The sequence below is a fragment of the Parablastomonas sp. CN1-191 genome, assembly GCF_049354825.1.
In the GTDB taxonomy this organism is placed as follows: domain Bacteria; phylum Pseudomonadota; class Alphaproteobacteria; order Sphingomonadales; family Sphingomonadaceae; genus Novosphingobium.
In genome coordinates this window covers 829640-856337 of record NZ_CP186480.1, presented here as the reverse complement: position 1 = coordinate 856337, position 26698 = coordinate 829640, and the positions used below count along the sequence as shown (strand labels likewise).

The window sequence follows — 26698 nt, the reverse complement described above, 5'->3', positions numbered from 1 at the left end:
GGGCGTCAGGCGTCAATCAGTTCGGGGTCGAGCTCGCCGGCGCGGTTCTGGATGAACATGAACCGCTGCGCGGGGTCGCGCCCCATAAGCTTGTCGACCAGGTCCTTGACCGCGGCGCGGCCCTCGTACTCCGGCGGCAGGGTGATGCGCAGCAGGCTGCGCTTGGCCGGGTCCATCGTGGTTTCGCGCAGCTGTGCCGGGTTCATCTCGCCCAGGCCCTTGAAGCGGCCGACTTCGACCTTCTTGCCCTTGAAGCGGGTTGCCTCCAGCTCGGCGCGGTGCGCGTCGTCGCGGGCATAGGCGCTCTCCTTGCCTGCCGTCAGCCGGTAAAGCGGCGGCTGCGCCAGGTAGAGGTGCCCGCGGCGCACCAGTTCGGGCATTTCCTGGAAGAAGAACGTCATCAGCAGCGTGGCTATGTGCGCGCCGTCCACGTCGGCATCGGTCATGATCACGATGCGGTCATAGCGCAGCTGGTCGGGGTTGCAGTCCTTGCGCGTGCCGCAGCCCAGCGCCAGGGTCAGGTCGGCGATTTCGGAATTGGCACGAATTTTGTCTGCTGTCGCACTGGCAACGTTAAGGATTTTTCCCCGGATCGGCAGGATCGCCTGGGTCTTGCGATCGCGCGCCTGCTTGGCGCTGCCGCCGGCGCTGTCGCCCTCGACGATGAAGATCTCGGTCTCGCCCGAACCTTCGCCGCTGCAGTCGGTCAGCTTGCCCGGCAGGCGCACCTTGCGGGCGTTGGTGGCGGTCTTGCGCTTGACCTCGCGCTCGGCCTTGCGGCGCAGACGCTCGTCCATGCGTTCCAGTACGTGGCCGAGCAGCGCCTTGCCGCGGTCGAGGTTGTCCGACAGGAAATGGTCGAAGTGATCGCGCACCGCGTTCTCGACCAGGCGGGACGCTTCGGGGCTGGTCAGGCGGTCCTTGGTCTGGCTCTGGAACTGGGGATCGCGGATGAACACCGACAGCATGATCTCGCTGCCGGTGATCACGTCCTCGGGCGCGAGGTCCTTGGCCTTTTTCTGGCCGATAAGCTCGGCAAAGGCGCGGATGCCCTTGGTCAGCGCGGCGCGCAGGCCCGCCTCGTGCGTGCCGCCATCGGGTGTGGGGATGGTGTTGCAGTAGTAGCTGTAGGCGCCGTCGCTCCACAGCGGCCAGGTGATCGCCCACTCGACCCGGCCCTGTTCCAGCCCGTCGGCGGCGGGAAAGTCCTGGCTTCCGGTGAACGGCTTGGCGGTCACGCATTCGCGCCCGCCGACCTGCTCGGCCAGGTGATCGGCCAGGCCGCCGGGGAACTGGAAGGTCGCCTCGGCCGGGGTATCGTCGGTGATCAGCGCCGGGTCGCACTTCCAGCGGATCTCGACGCCGGCGAAGAGGTAGGCCTTGGACCGGGCGAGGCGGAACAGCCGTGCCGGCTTGAAGCGGGCCTCGTCGCCGAAGATCTCGGGATCGGGCGTAAAGGTTACCGCGGTGCCGCGGCGGTTCGGCGTGCCGCCCAGCTTCCGGATCGGCCCCAGCGCCAGCCCCTTGCTGAACTGCTGCGCGTAAAGCTCCTTGTTGCGCGCCACTTCGACGCGCGTCAGCCGCGACAGCGCGTTGACCACGCTGATGCCGACGCCGTGCAGGCCGCCGCTGGTGGCGTAGGCTTTCCCCGAAAATTTGCCGCCCGAGTGCAGCATCGTGAGGATCACCTCGAGCGCCGACTTGCCGGGATACTTGGGATGCTCGTCGACCGGCATGCCGCGGCCGTTGTCGACGATGGTGATCCGTCCCGCGGTCCCGGGCTCGGCCTCGAGCGTGACCTCGATACGGTTGGCGTGCCCGGCGACGGCTTCGTCCATCGCGTTGTCGAGCACTTCGGCGGCGAGGTGGTGGAGCGCCCGCTCGTCGGTGCCGCCGATGTACATGCCGGGGCGGCGGCGTACCGGCTCGAGCCCCTCCAGCACCTCGATCGCGGCGCTGGTGTAATTCTCGGCATCCCCGGCGGGGGGCTTTGCGAAAAGATCGTCGGCCATGGCGTCAGCTATAGGTGGCCGCGGAATCCCCGCGCAAGCGCCGCGGTCCGCTTATCCGCCGAACTTCGCCGCGGCCGGGCCGACGACCGCGATCGTGCCGGCGCGCGCCTCGCGCACTTCGAGCGCGCGCTCGATCCGGCCGTCGGGCGCGAACCGGAATGCGCCGTCGAGACCGACGAAGCCATCGCGATCGGCCAGCCGCGAGGTCGGGAAGGGCGCCCCCACGCGCCAGTCGCGGGCGATGCGGATCGCCAGCAGGATGGCGTCGTAGCCCATCGTCGCGGCGCGGTAAGGCGCGCGGCCGAAGCGGGCCTTGTAGCTGGTGGTGAATTGGCCGAATCGCTGGTCGCTCACCGCCGCGAACCAGGCGCCGCGCAGCGCCGCGGTGCGGGCGACGCTGGCCTCGCCCGCCCATAGCTCGGTGCCGATCAGGCGCAGGCCGGCCGAGCCGGCCTTGAGCGTGGGCGCGGCCAGCACCGCGTAGCGCGGCTGGTCCGCGATCAGCACCGCGTCGAGCCCGCCGCGCGCCTTGAGGCGGCGGGCGGCGCTGATGATGGAGGGATTGGAGCGCTCGTAAGTCTCGGTACCCACCAGCGTGCCGCCGGCGGCCCGCACGGCCTGGGCAAAGGCTTCGCCGGCGCGGGCGCCGTACTGGCCGGCGGGCAGCAGCGCGCCGAAGCGCCTCAGCCCGCGGCCCTGCGCGAAGGAAACGCTGCGCGCCACCGATTGCTCGACCGAGGTGCCCAGCACGAAGGCATCGCGCGCAGCCGCTTCGGGTTCGGCGGCGAAGGTGAGCAGCGGGGCGCGGGTCGCGCGGCCGACCGCGGCGACCTCGTCCTCGGACAAGGGCCCGATGACCAACCGGTTGCCGTCGGCTTCAGCGCGTGCTGCCGCGGTGGCGGCGCCGCTGCCGGTGTCGTACGTCGTCACCCGCAAGTTGCGGGCGTTGGTATCGAGCAGCGCCATCTGGGTCGCGTGCTCGAGCGATTGGCCAAGCGCGGCGTCGGCGCCGCTGAGCGGCACCAGCAGCGCCACCCGGTGGCGGCCGTCGCTGGGCAGGGTGCCGGTCTCTTCCTTCGGCGGCGGCGCGACGGTGCCGGGCGGGCCCTTGGGCACGATCTTGCAGCCCGCGAGCAGCACCACGCCAGCAAGCGCGATCGCCGCGCGGCGATTCCACGATGTCATGTCTTGTCGCTCTCCTCGGGCCGGTACATGGTTGCCCCCATGAACGCGCCGCTCACCCCCGGGCTCTACATCGTGGCGACGCCGATTGGCAATCTTGGCGACATCACCTTGCGAGCCGTCGAGACGCTGAAGGCGGTCGCCGCCGTCGCGTGCGAGGACACGCGCGTGACCGGCAAGCTGTTGCACCACCTGGGCATCAAGGCGCGGCTGATGCGTTACGACGATCACGCATCGGACAGCGCGCGCGACGGCATCCTGGCGCTGGCGGCGCGCGAGCCGGTTGCGCTGGTCAGCGATGCGGGCACGCCGCTGGTGTCCGATCCCGGCTACAAGCTGGTCCGGGCCGCGCGCATGGCGGGCATCGCAGTCACCGCGCTGCCGGGCGCAAGCGCGGTCCTCTCGGCGCTGGCCATCGCGGGCCTGCCGTCCGACCGTTTCCTGTTCGCCGGCTTCCTGCCGCCCAAAGACAAGGCGCGGCGCGATGCGCTCGCGGCGCTGGCATCGATCCCCGCGACGACGGTGTTTTACGAGACCGGGCCGCGCCTGGTCGACACGCTGACCGCGCTGGCCGACGTCCTGCCGGGCCGCGAGATTGCCGTCGCGCGCGAACTGACGAAGCTGCACGAAGAGTGTCGGACCGGCAGCGCGCAAGAACTGGCACGCCATTACCGCGATCATGCACCCAGGGGCGAAATCGTCCTGCTGGTCGGTCCGCCGGGGGAACAGGAGGCGACCGGATCTGTCGATGCCGATGCCTTGCTGCGCGCCGCGCTGGCTGGGGCCAAGCCATCGCAGGCCGCGGCCGACGTGGCGCGCGCCACCGGGCTCGACCGCAAGACGCTCTACGCCCGCGCGCTGCAACTCAAATGAACTGTCTGAAGTGAGCCGCCAGCACCACGAACGCCAGGGCCGAAAAGGCGAGGCGATGGCGGCATGGTATTTGCGCGCCAAGGGTTGGCGCATCCTGGCGCAGCGCGTGAAGACCCCGCGCGGCGAAGTCGACCTGGTGGCGCGGCGCGGGCGCACGGTCGCCTTCGTCGAGGTCAAGTGGCGCGGGAGCGCCGAAGCGCGCGACTGGTCGCTGGACGCGCGGCGCCTGCAGCGGGTCCGCGCCGCGGCCGAGGCGCTGGCGCCGCGCTTCGCATCCGCCGGCGACGACGTGCGGATCGACGCCGTGCTCCTTGCGCCCGGCGCCTGGCCGCGCCACATCGCCAACGCGCTGATGCCCTAACGCTTCAACCTGCCGAGGAATTGCCATGACCCTGCGCGTCGCGGTCCAGATGGACCCGCTCGAATCGATCAAGATCGGCGGGGATTCGTCGTTTGCGCTGATGCTTTCCGCCCAGGAGCGCGGGCACGAGGTGTGGCATTACGACGTTGGCAGCCTGACGCTCGACGCCGACGACCGTTTGTGGGCCGAGGCCCGGCCCGTGACCGTCCAGAGGATCGAGGGCGACCATTACCAGGCCGGTCCGGCCAAGCGGATCGACCTGGCGGACGATGCCGACGTGGTGCTGATGCGGCAGGACCCGCCCTTCGACATGGGCTACATCACCGCGACCTTCTTGCTCGAGCGGCTCAAGGGCCGGACGCTGGTTGTCAACGACCCGTCCAGCGTGCGCAACGCGCCCGAGAAGGTCATGGTCCTCGATTTCCGTCGCTTCATGCCGCCCACGCTGGTGACGCGCAGCGCCGACGAAGTGCGCCGTTTCATGGCGATCCACGGCGCGGTGGTGGTGAAGCCGATCCACGGCAACGGCGGCAAGGCGATCTTCCGCGTGCCCGAAAGCGGCGACAACCTGGGCGCGCTGTTCGAGGTATTCAACCAGACCTGGCCCGAGCCGCACATGGTCCAGCCCTTCCTTCCCGACGTCGCCAAGGGCGACAAGCGCATCGTACTGGTCGACGGTGAGGTCGTGGGCGCGATCAACCGCCGCCCGGGCGAGGGGGAGTTCCGCTCCAACCTGGCGGTCGGCGGCAGCGCCGAGGCGACCGAACTGACGCCGCGGGAGGAGGAAATCTGCGCAGCCATGGGCCCGCGCCTCAAGGAGCTGGGCCTGATTTTCGTCGGCATCGACGTGATCGGGGGCCAGTGGCTGACAGAGATCAACGTCACCAGCCCGACCGGGATCGTCGCCATCGACAGGTTCAACGGCACCGACACGGCCGGGCGGATCTGGGACGCGATCGAAGCACGCCACGCCGCGATGATCGCGGGCTGATCGGTCCGGGCGGCAACAAAACCCCGCGCGGCGCGTAACCCAGCGATGGATTCCTGGATCATCCGGCTCATCGAGCAAGGCGGCTATTGGGGCATCGCCTTCCTGATGGCGCTGGAGAACATCTTTCCGCCGATCCCCAGCGAGGTCATCATGGGCGTCGGCGGCATCGCCGTCGCGCGCGGAACGATGCAGTTCTGGCCGCTGATGCTGGCCGGCACGGTCGGTTCGACGCTGGGCAACTACGCCTGGTACCTGGTTGGAGACCGGATGGGGTACCAGCGGCTGCGCCCGTTCGTGGCGCGCTGGGGACGCTGGCTGACGCTGGACTGGCGCGACGTGATGAAGGCCACGCACTTCTTCCAGCGCCACGGCCAGTGGATCGTCTTCGCGATGCGATTCTCGCCGTTCCTGCGCACGCTGATCTCGCTGCCCGCCGGGCTCAGCCGGATGGGCCACGTCCGGTTCCTGGTCTTTACCTTCCTGGGTGCGGGCGTGTGGAACGCCCTGCTGATCCTGGGCGGGCACTGGCTGGCCGATTACCTCGCCGCGGTCAGCCACCTGATAGGACCGGTGCTGGGCGGGCTGCTCGCCATCGTCATCGCTGTCTACGGCTGGCGCGTGTGGACATGGCCGCGCCGCCATCCCCCGCCGGCGGACGATTAGGCGCGCGGGTGCGCGTGGCGATACGTATCCAGCAACGTCGCTGCATCGACCTTGGTATAGATCTGCGTCGAACCCAGGCTGGCGTGGCCGAGCAGCTCCTGGAGGCTGCGCAAGTCGGCACCGGCGCCCAAAAGGTGCGTGGCAAAGCTGTGGCGCAGCGCGTGCGGCGTGGCGCTGGGCGGCAGACCCAGTGCGCTGCGCGCGCGGGCGACGGCCTGCTGCACCGCGCCCTGGCCCAGCGCGCCGCCGCGCGCGCCGCGGAATAGCGGCTCCTTCGCCTCGGCGGGGAAGGGTGCCTTTGCGGCGTAATCGGCCACCGCATCGCGGACCAGCGGCAGGACCGGCACGGCGCGCTGCTTGCCGCCTTTGCCGGTGACGGTCAGGACATCGCCCAACGGCAGGTCGGCGCCGGTCAGCGACAGTGCCTCGGCGATGCGGAGCCCGGCGCCGTATAGCAGCAGCAGAACCGCGCGGTCGCGTGCGCCGATCCATTCGGCGCGGCCACCCTCGGTCATCGCCGCGGCCAGGTTCACCGCCTCGTCGGGCGTAAGCGGGCGGGGGATGCCCTTCTTGACGCGCGGCCCGCGCATCCGCGGCGGCTGCGCCTCGGACCCCGTCTGCTCACGCGCGAAAGCGATAAAGGCCTTGAGCGCCGACAATTCGCGCGCGGCGGAGTTGTTGCCCAGCCCGTCGGCTCGCCGCCGCGCGAGCTGCGCTCGCAGCGCGGCTACGTCGAGCGCCGCGACAGTTTGCCAGGAGGGAAGCGAAACCGCCTCGAGCAGTCGCGCAGCGCTGGCGACATAAGCCCGGACCGTGTGCGGTGAGCGCCGCCGCGCCAGCGCCAGATGATCTTCCCATTCGCGCAGCAGGCTGGTCACGCCGTCACCAGCGCGGCGGGCACGATTTCGCCCAGCACCGCGTCGAGAACGGGCATGCCGGCGGCGCTGACCCCGACGCGGCCATCCGTGCGCCAGGCAAGGCCCTGCGTGGTCAGCAAGGCAAGCCCGCGCGGATCGACGAGCTGGTCTGGCGTGTAGCCGAGGCGCCGCCCCAGCGCGGCCAGGTCGACCCCTTCGGCCAGCCGCAAGCCCATCAGCAGCGCCTCGCTCGCCTGCTCCGCGCGTCCGAGGGGGCGTTCCTCGACCAGGCCGTGGCCGCGTTCGGCGATCGAACCCAGCCAGTTCTCGGGCTTGCGGTGGCGCTGCGTGGCAAGGCCGCCGCGGCGCCCGTGCGCGCCGGGCCCGATGCCGACGTAATCGTCGTAGCGCCAATAGGCGAGGTTGTGGCGGCTTTCCTCGCCCGGGCGGGCGTGGTTGCTGACCTCGTAGGCCGGTAGTCCCGCCGCCGCGGTCATCGTCCGGGTGACTTCGAACAAGTCGGCGGCCGCCTCGTCATCCAGTGGGGTGATCGCGCCGGTGCGCGCCAGGGTGGCAAAGCGGGTGCCCGGCTCGATCGTCAGCTGGTACAGCGACAGGTGGCCGGTGCCGAAATCGAGCGCACGCGCCAATTCGCCGCGCCAGGCGCGCTCGTCCTGGCCGGGACGGGCGTAGATCAGGTCGAAGCTGACGCGCGCAAAGTGCTCTCGTGCGATCGCGAGCGCCGCCACGGCCTCGTCCGCGTCGTGCATACGGCCCAGGAACCGCAACGCCTCGGGCTGGAGCGACTGGACTCCGAGCGAAACGCGATTGACGCCGGCGGCGGCAAGGTCGGCAAAGTTTGCCGCCTCGACCGAGGAGGGATTGGCCTCGAGCGTGATCTCGATGCCGTCGGCAAAGCCCCAGCGGCGTTCCGCCTCTTCGAGCAGCCGCGCGACGAGGGCAGGGGGCATCAGCGATGGGGTGCCGCCGCCGAAGAAGATCGACGTCAGCGGCTCACCGCCTGCCCGTTCGGCCTCCCACGCCATGTCGGCCAGCAGCGAGGATTGCCACAGCGCGTGGTCGACCCCGGCGCGGACATGGCTGTTGAAGTCGCAATAGGGGCATTTTGCGAGGCAGAACGGCCAGTGGATATAGAGCGCGCGCGCCATCGCGCCCTCTTAGGCGGCGAATTGCTCGGCGACCAGCTTGGCGAAGGCATCGGCGCGGTGGCTGATCGCATGCTTCTGCGCCGGGTCGAGCTCTGCGTAAGTGCGCGTGTCGCCCACGGGCACGAACACAGGGTCGTAGCCGAACCCCATCGTGCCGCGCGGCGGCCAGGTCAGCGTGCCGTCGGCGCGGCCTTCGTACACCGCTTGTTCGCCATCGGGCCAGGCGATGGCAAGAACGCATGAAAACCAGCAGCTTCTGTCGGCTTCTTCGCCCAGCGCCACAAGCTGGCCTTCGACCTTGCCCATCGCCATGTACCAGTCGCGGCCGGGCGGACCCTCGAACCACTGCCGCTCGGCCCAGTCGGCGGTGTAGACACCCGGCCGGCCGTCCAGCGCCGTAACGCTGAGCCCGGAATCGTCGGCCAGCGCCGGCAGGCCCGATGCCTGCGCCGCCGCCCGCGCCTTGATCAGCGCGTTGGCGACGAACGTCGTGCCGGTCTCAGCCGGTTCGGGCAGGCCGAGCGACCCGGCGCTGATGCACTGGACACCGTAAGGATCGAGCAGCGCGCCGATCTCCTTCAGCTTGCCCGCGTTATGCGTGGCGATGACCAGCGTCTCGGCGCCGAGCCGGCGGGTCATTTGCCGACAGCCGCGCCTTGCGCCGCGAAGATGCGGTCGCAGCCGATGCGGGCCAGGCGCAGGAGGCGCAGCAGCGCTTCCTCGTCATAAGTTGCGCCTTCGGCGGTGGCCTGGACTTCGGCGATCTTGCCGCCTTCCAGCAGCACGAAATTGGCGTCGGCGTCGGCGCTGGAATCCTCGACGTAATCGAGGTCGAGCACCGGCGTGCCGTCGCAGATTCCGCACGAAACCGCCGCCACCTTGGTGATAAGCGGGTCTTCGGCGATCAGGCCCTGCGTCATCAGCCCGTCGATGGCGAGGCGCAGCGCCACCCACGCGCCCGAGATCGCCGCCGTGCGCGTGCCGCCATCGGCCTGGATGACGTCGCAGTCGAGCGTGATCTGCCGCTCGCCAAGTTTCTTCAGATCGACGACGGCGCGCAAGGAACGGCCGATAAGGCGCTGGATTTCCTGCGTTCGTCCGGACTGCTTGCCCTTGGCGGCCTCGCGGTTTCCGCGCGTGTGCGTGGCGCGCGGCAACATCGAGTACTCGGCCGTGACCCAGCCCTGGCCTTTGCCGCGCAGCCACGGCGGCAGGCGCTCCTCGACGCTGGCGGTGCACAGCACGCGGGTGTCGCCGAAGCTCACCAGCACCGATCCCTCGGCATGCTTGGTGAAGTGCGGCTCGAAGGTGATCGCGCGCATTTCGTCTGCGGCGCGTCCCGAGTGTCTCATGCAGTTCCTTTCCATTCCAGGTCCAGCCGCTTATGTCGGACCCCGGCGGCAGGCAAGGCGAACCGCGGGGAGCAGGCGTGGATATCCGGGCAGGCGTTTTGACTATCGGGCTGCTGGGCGGCTGCGCGATCCCGCCGGGGGCCGCGCCCGCGTTGCCCGCGGGAACGGTCATCAGCATGAACGAGACCCAGATGGGCGCTGCCCTGGGCGGCATCGAACTGGCGGCGGACAACAGCGCCGACGTGGCGGTTTCCGGCGGCAAATTTCCTGTCGTGACCGTGTCGCGCTTCCACGCCGTGGTCGACGCGGCAAGCGCCGATGCCGCGCGCAAGGCGCTGGCGCCGTGGTTCCTCGGCAAGCCCAAGCCGCCGTGCGAAGATCCCGCTCACGATGCCCCCGGGCTCGACGTGTTCGCCCGGCAAGGGGGCAGGGAGATCGGCACCGCGCACGTCTACCTGGGCTGCGGTGGCAAAGCCTACCAGGCCTACGCTGCTCAGGTTTACGCCCAGTACAAGGCGCTGCGCAGCGCCGCCCGGCTTGATGCCACACCGTATGCCAATGCCCCCGCCGGCAACTGACCGCGCCGCGCAGGCGCGCGACCTCGACGGGCGAACGCGCGAAATCTTCCGCCTCGCGGTCGAGGGTTACCTCGCCAGCGGGGCGCCGGTCGGCTCGAAGACGATAGCCAGTTCCGCGCCGCTTAACCTCTCGCCCGCCTCGATCCGCTCGGTCCTGGCGGAGCTGGAGGCGCGGGGGCTTTTGGCGGCGCCGCACACCAGCGCCGGGCGCATGCCGACCGAGCAGGGCCTGCGCCTGTTCGTCGACGGCATGATGCAGGTTGCCGAACCCAGCGCCCAGGAACGCGCCGCGATCGAGCGGCGGCTCAGCGGGTCGGGACCGATCGAGGCCGCCCTGACCGCAACCAGCACGCTGTTGTCCGAACTGTCCGCGGCGGCCGGCGTCGTCATGGTTCCGCGCCGTGATCCGCGGCTGGCGCAATTGCAGCTGGTTTCGCTGGCGCCGGGTCGCGCGCTGGCCGTTCTGGTGGGAGAGGACGGGGGCCTGGAAAATCGCGTGCTCGACTTGCCCGGCGGCACGCCCGCCGCGGCGCTTGAGCAGGCTTCGAACTATATCACCGCGCGGCTGGCGGGGCGCACGCTGGCCGATGCGGCGCGGGCCATGCGGGCCGAAATCGCCTCGGGCCGGTCGGCGCTCGACGCGGCCAGTCGCGATCTGGTCGAGCGCGGGCTGGCGGTGTGGAGCGAGGACGCCGCCCGGCGCCCGGTGCTGATCGTGCGCGGCCAGGCGAACCTGCTGGACGAAAACGCACTCAGCGACCTCGACCGGGTGCGCCAGCTCATCGATGACCTGGAAGGCAAGCAATCGGTTGCCGAGTTGCTGGACGCCGCGCGCGAGGCGGAGGCGACGCGCATTTTCATCGGATCGGAAAACCGCCTGTTCGCGCTGTCGGGGTCATCGGTCATCGCCTCGCCCTACCGCGACCGCGAGGGCAAGGTGGTCGGCGTGGTCGGCGTGATTGGCCCGACTCGGTTGAATTATGCCCGGGTCGTCCCCATGGTGGATTTCACCGCCCAGACGCTCTCCAATATGGGTGCACTGGGCAAATTGATCGGTTGAGAGAGATTTTTGACGACATGAGCGACGACAAAAAGCCGCAGGACGATCCCGCGGTCGAAGCCGAATTGCGCGGCGTACCCGAAGACCTGATCGACAACGATGCGCAGACCGGCGCAGCCGACGATGCAACTGCACTTCGCGAGCAGCTCGAGGCGGCGAAGCAGGACGTGCTCTATGCCAAGGCGGAAACGCAGAACGTGCGCCGCCGCCTTGAAAAGGACATCGCCGATACGCGCGCCTATGCCGCGACCGGCTTTGCCCGCGATATCCTTTCGGTCGCCGACAACCTGTCGCGCGCGCTGACCGCTATCCCCGCCGAACTCAAGGATGACGAGCGCCTCAAGGGCCTGGTCGCCGGGATCGAGGCGACCGGCCGCGAGATCGACAAGGTCTTCGCCGCGCATGGCATCAGCCGGATCGCCGCAATGGGCCTCCCGCTCGACCCGCACCAGCACCAGGCGATGATCGAAGTCCCCAGCGCCGATGCCGAGCCCGGCACGATCGTGCAGGAGCTGCAATCGGGCTACATGATCAAGGACCGGCTGCTGCGCCCGGCAATGGTCGCGGTGGCGAAGGCGCCGGGATAGCGGCCGAAGCCGGGCGCACCTTGGCGCCATCGATCAGGCGAGCGATTCCCGACGCTTCTGCGCAAAGCTTGCGCAGGGCGTCCAGTGAGTAGGCGCGCGCGTCGGGCCTTTTTGCAGCTCGATTGATTGCGTTGCGAAACAGGGCGATTGTCCCGCCCTCTACCGAGACGATCTCCATGTACGAATGGACGATGTCTGCGCGCTCGCTCAGCAGCCGCTCAGCGCTGTCGACCAACTTGAGGGGGTCGGCACCTTGCTTCAGTGTCAAGCGCGAGATCGCCTCATGTGCTTTAAGCGCCTTCAGCCGCTGACTGACCAGCGCCCGGTCGGGCAGCACGATCCCGACCCGCAACGCAAGTGCCGCGACCGAAAATTCCAGCATCGCAAATGCGTCCACCGTCTGGCTGCGGACGCGCGCATAGGCATCAGACTTGGGAGGATTCGGCAGACGGACAGCGACAGGCGTGACAGCGTTCATAGGGTGAGCGTAGGCATTTTCGGTTGGCAAGCGGTAAAGAGCGAGCGACGGAGTCCGTTCATTTCCGGTATTGCAGCCAATTCCTGCAATTCGTGCAGAATCCAGTTGAGGGGGATTTATGAATCGTGCGGTCCTCTACGCTGCCGGCTTGTTGGCCGCTTTTCCGTCCGCCGGCCACGCCGCGCCGCGAATGGCCGGGTTCGATCGGATTGCCGAGACGACCGACCGCGTCGATATCAAGGGCGTTGGCTGGGGGCAGCGGGGCAGGTTCACGCTTTCGGGCATCGATGCTGCCGGTCAGTTCGATCGCACGGCGGACGAAAATAGCGTCGACGGTTACAAGCGCCAGCGCGGGCACGTGCGCTTCTCCATGGCGGGCGCCGGCTTGAGCGGAGCGCTCACCGGATCGTGCGGTTATGGCCAGGACAGCCTCAGCGAAACGGCGCCGGTTTCGCGATCGATCGAGACGACGACCACGGTGACGGTCCGGCCGTTCAATCTTGTCTGCGATTTTACCCGTGACGGCCAGCCGGCCGGTGTCCTGACGCTGCGGATGGTACCGGGCCGCACTGTCGACATCCGCACGCTGCGCGCCGGCACCCTGCGCTACGGCGGCGAGGTTCTGGCGCTGCGTTCGGTCCACACGTTCGAGGGATCGAAGATGCCCACCGCGATGCCGCTTGGCTACATGATGACGCGCGCCAATGCCGAGATCGCCGCCGCCTATTTCAACGGCGGCACGCGCACCCTTGCATTGCCCAAGGCCGGGCCGGCGCGCGAGGCGGCGCTGATGGCCGGCGTCGCGCTCACGCTGATGTGGGATCCCGGCGACGGGGATTGAGCCACCGCCGGGACCGCAGCCTTACATCGTTTGCGCGGCGTTCTCGTCGCGATGCTTCTTCAGGTACTTCATGAACGGCGTGCCGCCGGTGCCGACGTCAGGGTCGTTGCCCGGGATGCTGCCGGCCTGCTTGTTGATATAACTGGCGGCATATTCGAGGTGGCGGGTGCGAAAGCGCGCGACCTGCTCGACATTGGCGTTGAAGGCGGCCTTGAGGCTTTCCGAACGCGATCCGGCAACGAAGGCGCGCAAGGTCGATTGTGCGGCCAGGTCCTCGATGAAGCGGCGGTGCGGAACGGGGCGGTAGTGGTGCAGTTCGTCGAGAAATGCCTTGAGCGGGTCGTCGGAGTGGCGAACGCCGAACAACGCGTCCATCGCCGGCACGATCGAGCTTTGCGATCCGGTCTGGCCGCGCAGCGCCTGTGGCTGCATCGCCCATTTCTCCACGCCCTCGTACACCAGGCCGCCGCCCAGCGCGGGGTTGTTGGCCCAGCCGTGGATCCACGGGCGGACGCGGTGGAAATAGATATAGGGATCGCAGCGTTCGGGCATGCGCTTGAATACCGCGTAAACCCGCTCCCACGCGCCGTCCATTTCGCGCAGCAGGGCCTCGGCCGCCGCGGTGTCGCCAGTCTTGGCGGCGTCGATCAGCCGGCAGGCGTTGTCGAGCAGGACCCCGGCCTCGGCCTCGATGGCGACGTGGACCAGCACGAACCAGTTCTCGTCCTCGCCACCGGCAAAGTTCTGGACCATGCGGATGTTGTCGAGGGCGACCGGCCCGGACTTGTCGATCCGCGCCCAGTTGTCGAGCACGTAGCCGGAGTAGGGCAGCAGCGCCGCCTGGCCGAGCCTGTCGGCAATGGCAACGATCGGACGGGCCAGATTGGCCGGCAAGTGCACCGGCGCCTCTGGCGAGCCCCAGACGTAAGCCTGGACCAGGAAGCTGTAGCGCACCATCGCGGCGCGTAGCTGCTCGTCCGGGGCGGTTTCGACCCACGCCTCGATCTTCGGGTCGGGGACCTGCTCAAGCCAGTGCCGGGCCCGGCCGCTGGTGATCAGGCCGGAGAGCTTTTCGGCTGCAGCCACCACCGGATCAAAAGCCGCGGGAAGAGTGATTTCGTCGAGCTCGAAATGGGCGAGGTAGCCGCGTGTACGGCTCATCCCGTAATCGGAAAGTTGCATCGCTGTCCCATGATCCGGGTCGCGGGTTGGGCCGCCCGGTTATGGTTTCAATTGATACCGGATGGGGCCGATACGCTCAATCGCCCCTTATCCGGCGCTGTTGAAAAGTGTCGCGCCGGGGAAATTTACCAACAGGTCGTACGCCTCGGCACCTTGCGCGCCGCGCACGAGGCGGCCGCTGCGCAGCAGGAAGGCATGGCGGACGATTTCCGCCTGCTGCTCAAGACCGTAGCGTTCGAGCGGCCAGCCGGGCCGCAGCGCGTAGTCGTAGCGGGAGAAGGGGTGGCGCATCAGCACCAGGTACCAGCGGCCCCGACGCTGTGCCTGCCAGACGTGCGTCATCTCATGAATGAACAGGCCCTTGTCGCCCCAGTCGCCAAGGCTGAAATCGTCGCGCCAGGACGGCGATCGGGGGTGCACGTGGATGTGCCCCATCGGCGTCATCAGCACGCGGCGCGGCTGGAACGGAAACCAGCTCCGCCGCCGGATCCGCACTGCCGCGTAGTCGATGGCATTACCGAAGACGCCGCGCGCCAACGCGACCTCGCCAGCGGTCAGCGGCCGCTCGCCGCCGACCGGGCAGACGGCGGCTGTGTCACTCAGTGCATCGATCCCATGCCGTCGCCGCCCGCCGGTTCTATCTTCAGCGGCGCGGTCAGCGTCTTGCCGTCTTCCAGCGTGGCGACCAGCATGGCGGTGCCGCCGGCCTGCCACGATGCCGGCGGATCGAATACCATCACGTGAATGCCGCCCGGCTCCAGTTTGACGGTGGTCCTGGGTTCCGCCTCGAGCCGGTCGACCTTCGCCATCGAGCCGCCCATCGTGTGGTGCAGTTCGGCCGCCTTCGCGCCGTCGACGGCAACGTGCTTGATCGCCACTGTCGCGGTGCTGGCATTGTCGAGAGTGAAATAGGCCGCAGCCGGGTTGCCCTTGACCGCGGGCAGCACCAGGCGCCCGTTCGTCAGCGCGGTCGTGCCCGGCGCCGCGGCGGTGCTGGCTGGCGCCTGGGGGGGCTTGTCGGCGCTGCCGCACGCGGCCAGCGGCAGGGCGAGGGCAAGGAGAAGGGCGGAACGGATCATCGGCGGTATCCTTGTGTCGGGGCGCGGGTGCGCTTCCAATCGGGTGCCGGGTCCGGCTACCCTCACCGGCGCCGTGTGCCAAGCCCCGGGCATAGGCATTCGCCGCGCTCTTGTGCCCGGCGAAAGCAGACCTATATCGCCCGCGTCCAAGAGCCGCCGAGCCGCCTTGCCGCAGTGCGGGGGGCGAACGGGGCGGTGTCCAATTACGAAGGAAATGGGGTAAAGATGGCTAAAGTTATCGGTATCGACCTCGGCACCACCAACAGCTGCGTTGCCGTCATGGACGGCGGCAAGCCAAAGGTGATCGAGAATTCGGAAGGCGCGCGCACCACGCCGTCGATCGTCGCTTTCACCAAGGATGGTGAGCGCCTGATCGGCCAGCCGGCCAAGCGCCAGGCGGTCACGAACGGCGATAACACGATTTTTGCGGTCAAGCGCCTGATCGGCCGCCGCTTCGACGATCCGGTGACCAAGAAGGATACCGAGCTGGTTCCCTACAGCATCGTCAAGGGCAAGAACGGCGATGCCTGGGTCAAGGCTGGCGGCGAAGACTATTCGCCCAGCCAGATCTCCGCTTTCACACTTCAGAAGATGAAGGAAACCGCCGAGGCCTATCTGGGTGAAACCGTCACCCAGGCGGTCATCACGGTGCCGGCCTATTTCAACGACGCGCAGCGCCAGGCGACCAAGGACGCCGGCCAGATCGCCGGCCTGGAAGTGCTGCGCATCATCAACGAGCCGACCGCGGCCGCGCTCGCCTATGGCCTTGAGAAGAACGACGGCAAGACCATCGCCGTCTACGACCTTGGCGGCGGCACATTCGACGTCTCGATCCTCGAGATCGGTGACGGCGTGTTCGAGGTGAAGTCCACCAACGGCGATACCTTCCTGGGCGGCGAGGACTTCGACACCGCGCTGGTCGAGTGGCTGGCGGATTCCTTCAAGAAGAAGGAGAACATGGACCTGCGCACGGACAAGCTGGCCCTCCAGCGGCTCAAGGAAGCGGCGGAAAAGGCCAAGATCGAGCTGTCGAGCGCGCAGACGACCGAGATCAATCTGCCCTTCATCACCGCCCGCATGGAAGGCGGCAGCACCACGCCGCTGCACCTGGTCGAGACGATCAGCCGTTCGGACCTTGAACGCATGGTCGCCCCGCTGATCGAACGCACCAAGGCGCCGATGCAGAAGGCGCTGGCCGATGCCGGCCTCAAGGCCAGCGACATCGACGACGTCGTGCTGGTCGGCGGCATGACCCGCATGCCCAAGGTGCGCGAAGTCGTGAAGGACTTCTTCGGCAAGGAGCCGCACACCGGCGTCAATCCCGATGAAGTCGTGGCGATGGGCGCTGCCATCCAGGCCGGCGTGCTCCAGGGCGACGTCAAGGACGTGCTGCTGCTCGACGTGACGCCGCTATCGCTCGGCATCGAGACGCTGGGCGGCATCATGACCAAGATGATCGACCGCAACACCACGATCCCGACCAAGAAGAGCCAGGTCTACTCGACCGCCGAGGACAACCAGCAGGCGGTCACGATCCGCGTGTTCCAGGGCGAGCGCGAAATGGCGCAGGACAACAAGCTGCTCGGCCAGTTCGACCTTGTCGGCATCCCTGCCGCGCGCCGCGGCGTGCCGCAGATCGAGGTCACGTTCGACATCGACGCCAACGGCATCGTCAACGTGTCCGCCAAGGACAAGGGCACCGGCAAGGAGCAGCAGATCCGCATCCAGGCCAGCGGCGGCCTCTCGGACACCGACATCGAACAGATGGTCAAGGATGCCGAGCAGTTTGCCGAGGAGGACAAGAAGCGGCGCGCCGCGGCAGAGGCGAAGAACAACGCCGACAGCCTGGTTCACGCTACCGAACAGCAGCTGGCCGAACACGCCGACAAGCTGGACGATAGCGTCAAGTCCGAGGTCGAGGCCGCCATCGCCGCGCTCAAGACCGCGATCGAGGCGGGCGACCCAGACGAGATGACCGCCAAGACCGAGGCGCTGACCCAGTCGGCGATGAAGATGGGCCAGGCCATCTACGAGAAGGAGCAGGCCGCTGCCGCCGCGCCCGAAGCCGGCGATGGCGCCGAGCCCACCGGCGGCGAGGACGTGGTCGATGCCGAGTTCTCGGAAGTCGACGACAACAAGGGCTGACCGGAACGATGCGAGGAACCGTCCGCCGCCGTGTGAGTGCACGGCGGCGGGTCGTTCTGCGAGGATGACAGATGGCCACCGCCGACGTTGATTTCTACGAACTGCTCGAAGTCGAGCGGACTGCCGACGACAAGACGATCAAGTCGGCATACCGCCGGCTGGCGATGCGCTGGCACCCGGACAAGAACCCCGGCTGCTCCGATTCGGAAGCCCGGTTCAAGGCTATCAGCACCGCCTATGCGTGCTTGTCCGATCCGCAGAAGCGCGCCGCCTACGATCGCTATGGCCATGCCGCCTTCGAACAGGGCGCGGGCGGCGGGCAGGGCGCCAATTTCAATGACCTCGGCGACATTTTCGAGACGATTTTCGGCAGCGCCTTCGGCGGCGGCGGTCGTAGCCAGGCGCGGCGCGGCGCCGACTTGCGCTACGACCTCGAGATCGGGCTCGACGAGGCATTCCACGGCAGGAACCACGAGATCACGATCGAGGTCGCGTCGGCCTGCGAGCCGTGCCACGGCAGCGGCGCCGAGCCTGGCACCGGCAGCCGCACCTGCAATATGTGCGGTGGCCACGGCCAGGTCCGCGCCCAGCAAGGCTTCTTCATGGTCGAGCGGACTTGCCCGACCTGCCAGGGCCGGGGCGAGATCATCGAGAAACCGTGCCGTTCGTGCCGCGGCGAAGGCCGGGTCGACAAGGAGCAGACCCTGTCGGTCGACATTCCCCCCGGCGTCGATACCGGGACGCGCATACGCCTGGCCGGCAAGGGCGAAGCCGGCCCGCACGGTTCGCCCCCCGGCGACCTTTACATCTTCCTTCACGTCAAGCGGCACCCGGTGTTCGAACGCGAAGGCACCACGCTGCTGACGCGCGCGCCGATCAGCTTCACCACCGCGGCGCTGGGCGGCGAGATCGTCATCCCCGGGCTCGACGGGGACCAGATCACGCTCGACATCCCGACCGGCATCCAGTCGGGCAAGCAGCTTCGCCGCCGCGGCGCCGGGATGCCAGTCCTCCAAGGCCGCGGCCGCGGCGACATGGTGGTCGAGATCCAGGTCGAGACACCGACCCGGTTGTCCAAGGCGCAGCGCGAAATCCTCGAGCAATTCCGCGAGACCGAGACCGGCGACGAATGCCCTCAGTCCAAAGGTTTTTTCGATCGGCTGAAAAGCGCGATCACGGGCTGATCGCTTCCACTTTCGCCAGCACCCGCGCGACCAGGCGCGGGTCGGCATTCAATCGGCCTTCCTCTTCGGCACAGATGGCGCGGAACGCGTCGCGCTTGGTCGCCGCGATGACCGCGGGATCGAGAGCGTCGCCGGCCGGCAGGGTCGAGGCGACCAGGTCGATCATCCGCTCGGCACCGTGCAGGCGGCCCCACAAGTAGTCGTTCTCGCGGTAGGCACGGCTGAAGAAGGCGCCGAAATTGTAGAACTCGGTTCCGCGCAGTTCCGACGTTTCACCGTCGGAAAGTGAACGCGCGTCTTCGGGCGAGATGCGGTCGACCTTGGCGGGATCAAACTCGTTCAGGCCTTCGCCGCGCAGCAGCGGCAGCGTGACCGTGTCGTAGAACGGAAAGCCCAGGTAGGTCAGCAGCATCTGGCGCCGCAGTTCGCGCGGCAGCGCCTTCATCGCTTCGACCAGCCTGGCCTCGACCGCCAGGTCGGCCTCGGGCAGGGCGCGCTGGCGGGCGACCGCGTCGAGGACGGCCTGCGGGTCCTCGAACACGCGGCGGGCCAGCACCGGAAAGCCGGGCCCCATTGCGGCAACCGGCTCGCGCCCGAAGAACAGTGCCAGGGCTTCGAACACGGCGCTGCGGGCAGCTTCACGCGCGCCGCCCGTTTCGTCCTCTCCGCGGTCGTCGGTCAGGCGGCGGGCCAGCAGCCGCAGGCGGCGAATGCGAAAGCCGATGTCGTGGGCGCGGAAGAACGCGATCGCGTCGTTCGAGGCGCCGCTGCCGCGCGGGGCGGTGAAGTCGGTCAGGCCCGCCTCAGTCAGGTGCCGGGTCAGCCGCGCAGCGATCGGCTCGGGCGTGGGCAATTCCAGCTCGGGCGCGGCGGCGTGGATGGTGGCCGCCAGTTCGTCGACGATGGCCACGAACTTGACTTGCGCATAACCCGAATAGGCGAACCCGGCGTTCTCGGCGGCTGCTTTCTGCGCCTTGCGGCGCCAGCTCTCAAGCCGCGCGGAGGTCGGGCGGTTGAGGAACATCGTGCGGCCGAATAGCGTCTCCACGGTTGCCTCGACCTCGGGCCGCAGCCCTTCGACGATGCCGCGCAGACGCACCAGTTCGCGGCTGCGGCGCTCGATCGCCTCGAGATTGTCGCGAACCGGCTGCTCGCGCGGGATCGCCGACATCGCCCCGAAGATCGTGCTGAACCAGCCAGGTGCCTCGGCGTCGAGCGCCTCGTCGGGACCGCGCGAGGGGTGGGGATCGATATAGACGAAGCGGCGGTCGACCTCGCGCTGGGCAGGGCGGTCGGGGATGGCGGCCATCGCCTCCGAAAACGGCCGGTTGTTGAGGACCGAACCGTCGATCAGCGCCACGGTGTCGACGTCGCCGCGGCGTACGTGTTCGGGCATGACGCGGCGCAGGAACGCATCGCGGCCGGGCCAGGGCTCGCCCCGCTCGGCCGCCAGTGCATCGATCTCCGCGATCTGCACCGGCGGGAAGGCGCCGGGAAAGCTGGCGGTGGCGCGGCCGGCCAGGACCATTTCGGGCAGCGGCGCCAGTGCGGTTCCGGGTTGCGCAGGGACCTGGGCATGGAAACCCAGCGGCAGGCGGTGCTCGCTCTCTTCGATCGAGCGCGGGCTATTGAGGCGCAGCCGTTCGCGGTGGCCGCCGAAATCGGTCGCCGTGACGAACAGGTCGAGCGGGTGGCCGGGCGGCAGCAGGGGCGCACCCGCACCCTCGCCGTCGACGGCGTCGAGCGCCTCTGCCAGCATCCGCGAAAAGCCGATGCCGCTGAATGGCGGTTTGAACCACCGCGAGCGGATCAGGCGCGACAGCTTGCGGCGCACTTCCTCACGCGTTTCGGGCGCGACCGAGTGCGAAACCGCATTGCCGGGTCGGCGCAGCATCCACCACACCAGCGGCAGCGCCCACCACTTGGCAAATCGCCAGCGCCGCGCTTCGGGCGCCAGCAGCACATCGACGTCGGCGCGCTCCAGCCAGAGACGGGTCAGCGGCTCGATCGAGCCGCCCGAATGTATCGCCTCGGCCAGGAAGAGCGCGTTGAGGCCGCCCGCGCTGGCCCCGGCGGCGACATCGCACAGCACCCGCACTTGCAGCCCCTTGTCGGCGGCGATGCGGCGCAGCAATTCGTGATAGACGCGGCGGCTGCCGCCCGTCTCGCCCGGTTCGGTACGGTCGAGAAAGTCGCGACTGGCCCGCACCAGGTGCCAGACTTCCTTGGTGACGCCATGCATGTAAACCGCCAGGCTGACCCCGCCGTAGCAGACGAGCGCGATGCGGAGTTCCTTTTGGCGCATCCCGCCCCTTTAGGGATGCTGCGCCGGATGGCAATTGCGTTCCGCTTTCGTTCCCGTTAAGCGGCGCCATGGCCAAAGCCAAACGCCGCTATGTCTGCGCCGCTTGCGGCAGCGTCTCCAACCGCTGGCAGGGCCAGTGCGCCGATTGTTCGGAATGGAACACCCTGGCCGAGGAAGCGCCCGAGACGGTGTTTTCCAGCAAGCACGACTTGTCGTCGGGCGGGCGGCGGATCGAGTTTGCGCCGCTCGATCGCGCGTCGAAGCCGCTGGCGCGGATGCACACCAGCCTGGCCGAGTTCGATCGCGCGCTGGGCGGCGGCCTGGTGCCCGGCAGCGCGATCCTGATGGGGGGCGACCCGGGCATCGGCAAATCCACGCTGCTGCTGCAGGCGGCGGCGAAAATGGCGCTTTCCGGCAAGACTACGATCTACATCAGCGGCGAGGAAGCGGCCGGGCAGGTGCGCCTGCGCGCCGAGCGGCTGGGGCTGGGCGCCGCGCCGGTGCAGCTGGCGGCCGCCACCAGCGTGCGCGACATCCTGACGACGCTGCACGCGATGGAGACGCCCGCGCTCGTCGTTATCGATTCGATCCAGACCATGCATTCGGACCAGCTCGAAGGTGCGCCGGGCACCGTCAGTCAGGTGCGCGGCTGCGCGTTCGAACTGATCCGCTACGCCAAGGACAGCGGTGCGGCCGTCGTCCTTGTCGGCCATGTGACCAAGGATGGGACCATCGCCGGGCCGCGCGTGCTGGAACACATGGTCGACGTTGTCATGGCCTTCGAGGGCGAACGCAGCCACCAGTACCGCATCCTGCGGTCGCTGAAGAACCGCTTTGGCCCGGTCGACGAGATCGGCGTGTTCGCAATGGCCGGGGCGGGTCTGGAGGAAGTCGGAAACCCCTCGCTGCTGTTCCTTTCAGGCCGCGATGCGCCGGTGCCGGGCAGCGCGGTGTTTCCCGCGATCGAAGGAACTCGGCCGGTCCTGGTCGAGATCCAGGCCCTGATCGTGCGACTGCAATCGGGCGCGACTCCGCGGCGGGCCGTGGTCGGCTGGGACAGCGGCCGCCTGGCCATGCTGCTGGCGGTATTGGAGGCGCGCTGCGGGCTCAATTTCTCGTCGGCGGAGGTCTACCTCAACGTCGCCGGCGGATACCGCCTGGCGGATCCGGCCGCGGACCTGGCGGTGGCGGCGGCGCTGGTGTCCGCACTGGCGGACAAGCCCCTCGGCAGCGACGCGGTGTGGTTTGGCGAAGTGTCGCTGGCGGGCGAGATCAGGCCCGTTGCCCATTCGGGGCTGCGGCTGCGCGAATCCGCCAAGCTGGGGTTTGCCCGTGCCTTCGGCCCGCCGGACGGGGCCAGCGGAGTCAAAGAAACCCGTTATCAACCATTAACCCTGCTTCCGAACCTCGTTGACCGGATCATGGCTGCAAACTAACCACCATGACCATGACCGGGTTCGATATCGCCGTCATTCTGCTCGTCGGCCTGGGGGCGATCACCGGGTTCATGCGCGGCTTCGTGCAGGAAGTCCTGGCGCTGGCCGCCTGGGTGATCGCGCTTTTCATGATCCACTATGCGCACACGCCGGTTACCCGCGCGCTGGAACCGTGGGTCGGCGTCGGGTCCAGTTCGATGGTGCTGGCGTTCGCGGTCTTGCTGCTGGTGCCGTACGCCATCGTCAAATTGCTGGCCAAGTCGTTCGGAGAGGCGAGCCGAAACTCGGTCCTTGGGCCTATCGACCGCGTGCTGGGTTTCGGTTTCGGGGCGATGAAGGGCCTGGTCATCGTCGTCGTCGTGTTTTCGATCTTCGTGCTTGGCTACGACACCGTCTGGGGCGCGAGCGGGCGGCCGCACTGGATCACCCAGGCGCGCACCTATCCGTTCGTCGATGCCAGCAGCCGCGGGCTCGTCGAACTGATCGCCGCACGGCGCAAGGCGGCAGCCAGTGCCAGCGCCCCGGTGGCGGATGAACCCGCCGCACCGCCGACGAGCAAGCGCAAGCGCCGCGCCGCCGACTGATTGCGGTGGCGCAGACACTTTACACGCCCGCGGTCCTCGCGCTGGCGACAGACCTTTCGCAGTGGCCGCCCGCGCCGGACCTTCCGCTGCACGGCAACGCGCGCTCCGCCGCCTGCGGCAGCACGCTTGCGCTTGACCTGGCGACCGATGTCAACGGCAGGATCACCGCGCTGGGGGTGACGCCGCGCGCCTGCGCCATCGGTCAGGCCGCAGCCGCGATCTTCGCCGCCGCCGCGACAGGGCGCGACCGGGCCGACCTGGTCGCGGCGCGCGGCGCCATCGGGGGCTGGCTGGCCGCTGAAGGCCCGCTTCCCGCATGGCCGGGCCTCGACGCGCTGGCCGACGTTCCGGCATATCCGGGCCGCCACGGCGCGGTCCTGCTGGCGTGGAATGCGGCGATCGACGCGCTTCCATCGACCGGCCGCCCCGGCTAGAGCGACCGGGTTCGGGGGAGGAACCAAGACGATGACCGCAGCCACGCACAGAGACAGATCGGGCGGGTCCGACTTGCCGCTGGTGATCGGCGCGTCGTCGGCAGGCACCATCTTCGAATGGTACGATTTCTTCATTTACGGCACGCTGGCGCCGATTATCGGCAAGGCGTTTTTCCCAGCCGACAACGCGACCCTTCAGGTCCTGCTGGTGTGGGCGGGGTTCGCCGTCGGGTTCGGTTTCCGGCCGCTTGGCGCAATCCTGTTCGGGTTCCTTGGTGACCGGCTTGGGCGCAAGTACACGTTCCTGGTGACGGTCACGCTGATGGGCATCGCCACCGCCGGGGTTGGGCTGATCCCCTCGGCCGCCGCGATCGGGCTGTGGGCTCCGGCCATCGTGATCGGCTTGCGCATCCTGCAGGGGCTGGCGCTGGGCGGCGAATACGGCGGCGCCGCGATCTATGTCTCGGAACACACCACCCCGCGGCGGCGGGGTTTCTATTCCAGCTTTATCCAGGCCAGCGTGGTCGGCGGTTTCGTCCTGTCGATCCTGGTCGTGCTGGTCTGCCAGGTGCTCATCCCCAAGGACAGCTTCGCCGACTGGGGTTGGCGCGTGCCCTTCGTGCTCAGCATCGCGCTGCTGGCGATATCGCTCTACATGCGGCTCAAGCTGTCGGAGAGCCCGGTGTTCCTGGCGATGAAGGAAGCGGGCCATACCTCGCGCAACCCCTTTGTCGAAAGCTTCACTTATCCGGGCAACAAGAAACGCATCTTCGTTGCGCTGTTCGGCATCACCGGCGTCCTGACCACCATCTGGTACACGGCATTCTTCTCGGCGCTGTCGTTCCTCAAGGGGCCGATGAGGGTAGAGCCGATGACCGCGGAGATCGTCATCGGCGCGTCCGCGCTGATCTCGATGGGGTTCTACCTGCTCGTCGGCGCCTGGTCGGACCGGATCGGGCGCAAGCGGCCGCTGGTCGTCGGCGCGGGCCTGACGCTGGTGCTGCTGTTCCCGCTGTTCTGGGGGATGGGATCGCTTGCCAACCCGGGCCTGAAGCGGAGTGCTGCCGCGGCGCCGGTCGTCGTCGCCGGGCAGGGCTGCAGCACCGATCCCTTCGCCGACCTGTTCGGACGAAAGCAGAGCGACTGCGGCAAGGTGCTCGAATCGCTGACTGCCAGCGGTGTCCCCTATTCGGTGCAGCAGGCCCCGGTCCTGGCGCTGACTGTCGGTGCGCAGCCGGTCGCGATCGCGCCCGAATGGCTGGCCGATGGCAAAGTCCGCAAGACCGCGATCGAGGCGGCGCTGACGAAGCGCGGGTTCGATTTTTCCAGCCAGCACCCCAGCCTGACGGCGCTGCTGGGCATCGCCATGTGCCTGATGGCGCTGGGCGGTCTTTCGGCGATGACGTACGGCGCGGTCGCGGCGCAGTTGACCGAGATGTTTCCGCCGCAGATCCGCTACAGCTCGATGTCGATCCCCTACCACATCGGTGCGGGCTATCTCGGCGGGTTCCTGCCGCTGATAGCCAGCTACATCAACGCGCGGACCGGCGATGCCTATGCCGGCCTGTGGTACACGTGGGCCGTGGTCGCCTTCGGGCTGGTGGTCGCCCTCTGGGGCCTGAAGGACGGTCCGCCGCGCGACTATGCCGCCGACGCCTGATCTGCCGCTGCGCCTGGCGCTGGACGAAGGCGCCCTGGTCGCCAACTGGCGCGCGCTGAACCGCCTGAGCGGGGACGCTGCTGCCGGGGCCGCGGTCAAGGCCGATGCCTATGGCCTTGGCGCGGTGCGCGCGGTGCGCGCGCTGGCGGCGGCCGGCTGCGCCGACGTCTTCGTCGCCTGGGCCGGAGAGGCCGAGCCGTTGCTCGGCTTGATCGAGCCGTCGCGGATCGCGGTGCTGCACGGTCCGCGCGATGAGGGCGAGGCCCGCTGGATCGCCGCCGCCGGCCTGCGCCCGGTGATCAACACCCCGTCACAGGCGCGCTCGTGGATTGCCGTGGGCGGTGGCCTTTGCGACGTAATGGTCGATACCGGCATCAACCGCATCGGCCTTGGCCTGGCCGACCTGGGTGACGACGCAGTGCGGGCGCTCAAGGTAGACGTGCTGCATTCGCACCTCGCCTGTGCCGAGGAAGACAGCCCGCACAATGCCGAACAGCTTGGACGCTGGCAGCACGCGCGCGGCGCGCTGCCCCACGCCCGCGCAGCACTGGCGAACAGCGCCGGCATAACGCTTGGCGCGCCGTATCACGGCGACCTGACGCGGCCTGGCCTGGCGCTTTATGGCGGCATCCCGTGTTCCGCGCTGGCGGGCACCATCGCGCAGGTCGCGCGGCCCGAAGCGGCCTTGCTGCAGGTCCGCGACATCGCAGCGGGCGAGCGGGTCGGTTACAATGGCCGTTTTACCGCCACTGAAGCGATGCGCATCGGGGTGGCGGGGATCGGTTATGCCGACGGTTATCTGCGCGCGTGGTCCGGCAAGGGCCTGTTCCGGCATGGCGAGCGCGCGCTGCCTGCGATCGGCACCGTGTCGATGGACATGACGGTGCTCGACCTGCGCGCGGCGCCCGATCTCAAGGAAGGCGACTGGGTCGCTGCGGATTACGACCTTCCGGCGGCGTCGGCCGCCACCGGGTTGACGCAGTACGAACTGCTGACTGTCCTGGGCGGGCGGTTCGCCCGGCGCTGATGCTGCGCCGCAAAGACTCTTGTTGCGGCGCCGCATGGGGGTGGTAGGCTAGGCACATCAACGCCGCGATGGGGGTCACGCGCATGACTGATCAACCTGCCGATGAAGCGACCGTGATCATCAAGAAGTACGCCAACCGGCGTCTCTACAACACCCGTTCGTCCAGCTACATCACACTGGACCACCTGGCGAAAATGACTCGCGAAGGGACCGATTTCAAGGTTCTCGACGCCAAGACGGGCGCCGACATCACGCACCAGGTCCTGACCCAGATCATCATGGACGAAGAGGCCGCCGGCGGCGAACAGATGCTCCCGGTCAGCTTCCTGCGCCAGTTGATCTCGCTGTACGGCAATTCGATGCAGGCGCTGGTGCCGCATTACCTCGAAGCCTCGATGGACAATTTCCGCACCAACCAGGCCAAGCTGCGCGCCGCCTTCGAAGACAGCCTGGGCGACAACCCGCTGGCCAGAATCGCCCAGCAGAACATGGCGATGTTCAAGGCCGCGACGCAGGCCTTCATGCCGGGCCTGGGCGCCGAGGAAACGAGGCCCGCGGCCGACGAACCTGCCACCGAACCGCCTGGCGAACTCGATGCGCTCAAGGCGCAGATGGCCGAAATGCAGAAGAAGCTCGACGCGCTGGGCAAGTAATCCGG

27 protein-coding genes are annotated in these 26698 nt (G+C 68.5%); 16 read left to right on the top strand and 11 right to left on the bottom strand.

The annotated features are described in order from the left end of the window. Nucleotides 1-5: 5 nt before the first annotated feature. Together parE and ACOYW6_RS04280 are read right to left on the bottom strand one after the other, a co-directional pair. Nucleotides 6-2012, bottom strand: a complete 2007-nt coding sequence (gene parE, locus ACOYW6_RS04285) for a DNA topoisomerase IV subunit B (RefSeq protein ID WP_423142577.1) — start codon at nucleotides 2010-2012, stop codon at nucleotides 6-8. Nucleotides 2013-2063: 51 nt separating this feature from the next. After that, nucleotides 2064-3197: a penicillin-binding protein activator gene (locus ACOYW6_RS04280; RefSeq protein ID WP_423142576.1), complete on the bottom strand. Its 1134-nt coding sequence runs from the start codon at nucleotides 3195-3197 to the stop codon at nucleotides 2064-2066. A gap of 39 nt (nucleotides 3198-3236) precedes the next feature. On the opposite strand from ACOYW6_RS04280, the gene rsmI reads away from it, so the two are divergent. The 4 genes from rsmI to ACOYW6_RS04260 are packed head-to-tail and all read left to right on the top strand — an operon-like array spanning nucleotide 3237 to nucleotide 6082. After that, nucleotides 3237-4067: a 16S rRNA (cytidine(1402)-2'-O)-methyltransferase gene (gene rsmI / locus ACOYW6_RS04275; protein ID WP_423142575.1), complete on the top strand. Its 831-nt coding sequence runs from the start codon at nucleotides 3237-3239 to the stop codon at nucleotides 4065-4067. A 10-nt stretch (nucleotides 4068-4077) separates the two neighbouring features. After that, on the top strand, nucleotides 4078-4428 hold the full coding sequence (locus ACOYW6_RS04270) for a YraN family protein (RefSeq protein ID WP_423142574.1): 351 nt from the start codon (nucleotides 4078-4080) through the stop codon (nucleotides 4426-4428). A 25-nt stretch (nucleotides 4429-4453) separates the two neighbouring features. Then, nucleotides 4454-5419, top strand: a complete 966-nt coding sequence (gene gshB / locus ACOYW6_RS04265) for a glutathione synthase (protein WP_423142573.1) — start codon at nucleotides 4454-4456, stop codon at nucleotides 5417-5419. A gap of 45 nt (nucleotides 5420-5464) precedes the next feature. After that, on the top strand, nucleotides 5465-6082 hold the full coding sequence (locus ACOYW6_RS04260) for a DedA family protein (RefSeq protein WP_423142572.1): 618 nt from the start codon (nucleotides 5465-5467) through the stop codon (nucleotides 6080-6082). Here the strand turns inward: ACOYW6_RS04260 and ACOYW6_RS04255 are convergent. The 4 genes from ACOYW6_RS04255 to rph are packed head-to-tail and all read right to left on the bottom strand — an operon-like array spanning nucleotide 6079 to nucleotide 9460. Further along, nucleotides 6079-6960, bottom strand: a complete 882-nt coding sequence (locus tag ACOYW6_RS04255; protein ID WP_423142571.1) for a tyrosine recombinase XerC — start codon at nucleotides 6958-6960, stop codon at nucleotides 6079-6081. The two genes, ACOYW6_RS04260 and ACOYW6_RS04255, sit on opposite strands and share 4 nt — an antisense overlap. After that, nucleotides 6957-8108, bottom strand: coding sequence for a radical SAM family heme chaperone HemW (gene hemW / locus ACOYW6_RS04250; RefSeq protein ID WP_423142570.1), 1152 nt, complete (start codon nucleotides 8106-8108; stop codon nucleotides 6957-6959). The genes ACOYW6_RS04255 and hemW overlap by 4 nt, the downstream gene beginning before the upstream one ends. A gap of 9 nt (nucleotides 8109-8117) precedes the next feature. Continuing rightward, nucleotides 8118-8747: an RdgB/HAM1 family non-canonical purine NTP pyrophosphatase gene (gene rdgB / locus ACOYW6_RS04245; protein ID WP_423142569.1), complete on the bottom strand. Its 630-nt coding sequence runs from the start codon at nucleotides 8745-8747 to the stop codon at nucleotides 8118-8120. Then, entirely contained in the window at nucleotides 8744-9460 is a 717-nt protein-coding gene (gene rph, locus ACOYW6_RS04240; protein ID WP_423142568.1) for a ribonuclease PH, read from the bottom strand. The genes rdgB and rph overlap by 4 nt, the downstream gene beginning before the upstream one ends. A gap of 77 nt (nucleotides 9461-9537) precedes the next feature. On the opposite strand from rph, the gene ACOYW6_RS04235 reads away from it, so the two are divergent. From ACOYW6_RS04235 to ACOYW6_RS04225, 3 genes are read left to right on the top strand one after another with little or no spacing between them, the layout of a single operon-like run. Then, on the top strand, nucleotides 9538-10038 hold the full coding sequence (locus tag ACOYW6_RS04235; RefSeq protein ID WP_423142567.1) for a hypothetical protein: 501 nt from the start codon (nucleotides 9538-9540) through the stop codon (nucleotides 10036-10038). Continuing rightward, nucleotides 10013-11098, top strand: coding sequence for a heat-inducible transcriptional repressor HrcA (gene hrcA, locus ACOYW6_RS04230; protein ID WP_423142566.1), 1086 nt, complete (start codon nucleotides 10013-10015; stop codon nucleotides 11096-11098). Before ACOYW6_RS04235 ends, hrcA begins: the two co-directional genes overlap by 26 nt. Before the next feature lie 17 nt (nucleotides 11099-11115). Next, nucleotides 11116-11685: a nucleotide exchange factor GrpE gene (locus ACOYW6_RS04225; protein WP_423142565.1), complete on the top strand. Its 570-nt coding sequence runs from the start codon at nucleotides 11116-11118 to the stop codon at nucleotides 11683-11685. Here ACOYW6_RS04225 and ACOYW6_RS04220 read toward each other — a convergent pair. Continuing rightward, nucleotides 11630-12163, bottom strand: a complete 534-nt coding sequence (locus ACOYW6_RS04220; protein ID WP_423142564.1) for a hypothetical protein — start codon at nucleotides 12161-12163, stop codon at nucleotides 11630-11632. The genes ACOYW6_RS04225 and ACOYW6_RS04220 overlap by 56 nt on opposite strands. Nucleotides 12164-12281: 118 nt before the next feature. Here ACOYW6_RS04220 and ACOYW6_RS04215 point away from each other — a divergent pair, with 118 nt between their 5' ends. After that, complete coding sequence (locus ACOYW6_RS04215; RefSeq protein WP_423142563.1) at nucleotides 12282-13004, top strand: hypothetical protein; 723 nt, start codon at nucleotides 12282-12284, stop codon at nucleotides 13002-13004. Nucleotides 13005-13025: 21 nt separating this feature from the next. Here the strand turns inward: ACOYW6_RS04215 and ACOYW6_RS04210 are convergent, their stop codons facing one another. From ACOYW6_RS04210 to ACOYW6_RS04200, 3 genes are all read right to left on the bottom strand, one after another. After that, complete coding sequence (locus ACOYW6_RS04210; RefSeq protein WP_423142562.1) at nucleotides 13026-14186, bottom strand: indoleamine 2,3-dioxygenase; 1161 nt, start codon at nucleotides 14184-14186, stop codon at nucleotides 13026-13028. An 87-nt stretch (nucleotides 14187-14273) separates the two neighbouring features. Then, nucleotides 14274-14723, bottom strand: a complete 450-nt coding sequence (locus ACOYW6_RS04205) for a vgr related protein (protein ID WP_423142561.1) — start codon at nucleotides 14721-14723, stop codon at nucleotides 14274-14276. Between the two features lie 62 nt (nucleotides 14724-14785). Next, complete coding sequence (locus ACOYW6_RS04200; RefSeq protein ID WP_423142560.1) at nucleotides 14786-15265, bottom strand: copper chaperone PCu(A)C; 480 nt, start codon at nucleotides 15263-15265, stop codon at nucleotides 14786-14788. Between the two features lie 225 nt (nucleotides 15266-15490). Between ACOYW6_RS04200 and dnaK the strand changes: the two genes are divergently transcribed. After that, entirely contained in the window at nucleotides 15491-17410 is a 1920-nt protein-coding gene (dnaK, locus tag ACOYW6_RS04195) for a molecular chaperone DnaK (protein ID WP_423142559.1), read from the top strand. A gap of 71 nt (nucleotides 17411-17481) precedes the next feature. Continuing rightward, nucleotides 17482-18594: a molecular chaperone DnaJ gene (gene dnaJ / locus ACOYW6_RS04190; protein WP_423142558.1), complete on the top strand. Its 1113-nt coding sequence runs from the start codon at nucleotides 17482-17484 to the stop codon at nucleotides 18592-18594. Here dnaJ and ACOYW6_RS04185 read toward each other — a convergent pair. Then, on the bottom strand, nucleotides 18584-20899 hold the full coding sequence (locus ACOYW6_RS04185; RefSeq protein WP_423142557.1) for a patatin-like protein: 2316 nt from the start codon (nucleotides 20897-20899) through the stop codon (nucleotides 18584-18586). The genes dnaJ and ACOYW6_RS04185 overlap by 11 nt on opposite strands. A gap of 68 nt (nucleotides 20900-20967) precedes the next feature. On the opposite strand from ACOYW6_RS04185, the gene radA reads away from it, so the two are divergent. The 6 genes from radA (at nucleotide 20968) to phaR (ending at nucleotide 26693) form a co-directional block, all read left to right on the top strand. Next, the gene (radA, locus tag ACOYW6_RS04180; RefSeq protein ID WP_423142556.1) at nucleotides 20968-22335 is read left to right on the top strand and encodes a DNA repair protein RadA; all 1368 of its coding nucleotides are present in this window, start codon (nucleotides 20968-20970) and stop codon (nucleotides 22333-22335) included. 11 nt (nucleotides 22336-22346) lie between these two features. Beyond that, nucleotides 22347-22919 carry a CvpA family protein gene (locus ACOYW6_RS04175; RefSeq protein WP_423142555.1) on the top strand — a complete coding sequence of 191 codons (573 nt, stop codon included), beginning with the start codon at nucleotides 22347-22349 and terminating at the stop codon, nucleotides 22917-22919. A 5-nt stretch (nucleotides 22920-22924) separates the two neighbouring features. After that, the gene (locus tag ACOYW6_RS04170) at nucleotides 22925-23353 is read left to right on the top strand and encodes an iron-sulfur cluster assembly scaffold protein (RefSeq protein WP_423142554.1); all 429 of its coding nucleotides are present in this window, start codon (nucleotides 22925-22927) and stop codon (nucleotides 23351-23353) included. 31 nt (nucleotides 23354-23384) lie between these two features. Further along, nucleotides 23385-25013 carry an MFS transporter gene (locus tag ACOYW6_RS04165; RefSeq protein WP_423142553.1) on the top strand — a complete coding sequence of 543 codons (1629 nt, stop codon included), beginning with the start codon at nucleotides 23385-23387 and terminating at the stop codon, nucleotides 25011-25013. After that, entirely contained in the window at nucleotides 24997-26040 is a 1044-nt protein-coding gene (locus tag ACOYW6_RS04160; protein ID WP_423142552.1) for an alanine racemase, read from the top strand. Before ACOYW6_RS04165 ends, ACOYW6_RS04160 begins: the two co-directional genes overlap by 17 nt. A gap of 83 nt (nucleotides 26041-26123) precedes the next feature. Continuing rightward, a complete protein-coding gene (gene phaR, locus ACOYW6_RS04155) occupies nucleotides 26124-26693 on the top strand; it encodes a polyhydroxyalkanoate synthesis repressor PhaR (RefSeq protein WP_423142551.1) in 570 nt (189 codons plus the stop codon). Nucleotides 26694-26698: the final 5 nt, after the last annotated feature.

Excerpts from the sequence above, each read along its gene's own strand:
- parE (WP_423142577.1), bottom strand. The coding sequence starts at position 2,012 with ATGGCCGACGATCTTTTCGCAAAGCCCCCCGCCGGGGATGCCGAGAAT.
- ACOYW6_RS04280 (WP_423142576.1), bottom strand. The coding sequence starts at position 3,197 with ATGACATCGTGGAATCGCCGCGCGGCGATCGCGCTTGCTGGCGTGGTG.
- rsmI (WP_423142575.1), top strand. The coding sequence starts at position 3,237 with ATGAACGCGCCGCTCACCCCCGGGCTCTACATCGTGGCGACGCCGATT.
- gshB (WP_423142573.1), top strand. The coding sequence starts at position 4,454 with ATGACCCTGCGCGTCGCGGTCCAGATGGACCCGCTCGAATCGATCAAG.
- ACOYW6_RS04260 (WP_423142572.1), top strand. The coding sequence starts at position 5,465 with ATGGATTCCTGGATCATCCGGCTCATCGAGCAAGGCGGCTATTGGGGC.
- hemW (WP_423142570.1), bottom strand. The coding sequence starts at position 8,108 with ATGGCGCGCGCGCTCTATATCCACTGGCCGTTCTGCCTCGCAAAATGC.
- rdgB (WP_423142569.1), bottom strand. The coding sequence starts at position 8,747 with ATGACCCGCCGGCTCGGCGCCGAGACGCTGGTCATCGCCACGCATAAC.
- rph (WP_423142568.1), bottom strand. The coding sequence starts at position 9,460 with ATGAGACACTCGGGACGCGCCGCAGACGAAATGCGCGCGATCACCTTC.
- hrcA (WP_423142566.1), top strand. The coding sequence starts at position 10,013 with ATGCCAATGCCCCCGCCGGCAACTGACCGCGCCGCGCAGGCGCGCGAC.
- ACOYW6_RS04225 (WP_423142565.1), top strand. The coding sequence starts at position 11,116 with ATGAGCGACGACAAAAAGCCGCAGGACGATCCCGCGGTCGAAGCCGAA.
- ACOYW6_RS04220 (WP_423142564.1), bottom strand. The coding sequence starts at position 12,163 with ATGAACGCTGTCACGCCTGTCGCTGTCCGTCTGCCGAATCCTCCCAAG.
- ACOYW6_RS04215 (WP_423142563.1), top strand. The coding sequence starts at position 12,282 with ATGAATCGTGCGGTCCTCTACGCTGCCGGCTTGTTGGCCGCTTTTCCG.
- ACOYW6_RS04210 (WP_423142562.1), bottom strand. The coding sequence starts at position 14,186 with ATGCAACTTTCCGATTACGGGATGAGCCGTACACGCGGCTACCTCGCC.
- ACOYW6_RS04200 (WP_423142560.1), bottom strand. The coding sequence starts at position 15,265 with ATGATCCGTTCCGCCCTTCTCCTTGCCCTCGCCCTGCCGCTGGCCGCG.
- dnaK (WP_423142559.1), top strand. The coding sequence starts at position 15,491 with ATGGCTAAAGTTATCGGTATCGACCTCGGCACCACCAACAGCTGCGTT.
- dnaJ (WP_423142558.1), top strand. The coding sequence starts at position 17,482 with ATGGCCACCGCCGACGTTGATTTCTACGAACTGCTCGAAGTCGAGCGG.
- ACOYW6_RS04185 (WP_423142557.1), bottom strand. The coding sequence starts at position 20,899 with ATGCGCCAAAAGGAACTCCGCATCGCGCTCGTCTGCTACGGCGGGGTC.
- radA (WP_423142556.1), top strand. The coding sequence starts at position 20,968 with ATGGCCAAAGCCAAACGCCGCTATGTCTGCGCCGCTTGCGGCAGCGTC.
- ACOYW6_RS04175 (WP_423142555.1), top strand. The coding sequence starts at position 22,347 with ATGACCGGGTTCGATATCGCCGTCATTCTGCTCGTCGGCCTGGGGGCG.
- ACOYW6_RS04165 (WP_423142553.1), top strand. The coding sequence starts at position 23,385 with ATGACCGCAGCCACGCACAGAGACAGATCGGGCGGGTCCGACTTGCCG.
- ACOYW6_RS04160 (WP_423142552.1), top strand. The coding sequence starts at position 24,997 with ATGCCGCCGACGCCTGATCTGCCGCTGCGCCTGGCGCTGGACGAAGGC.
- phaR (WP_423142551.1), top strand. The coding sequence starts at position 26,124 with ATGACTGATCAACCTGCCGATGAAGCGACCGTGATCATCAAGAAGTAC.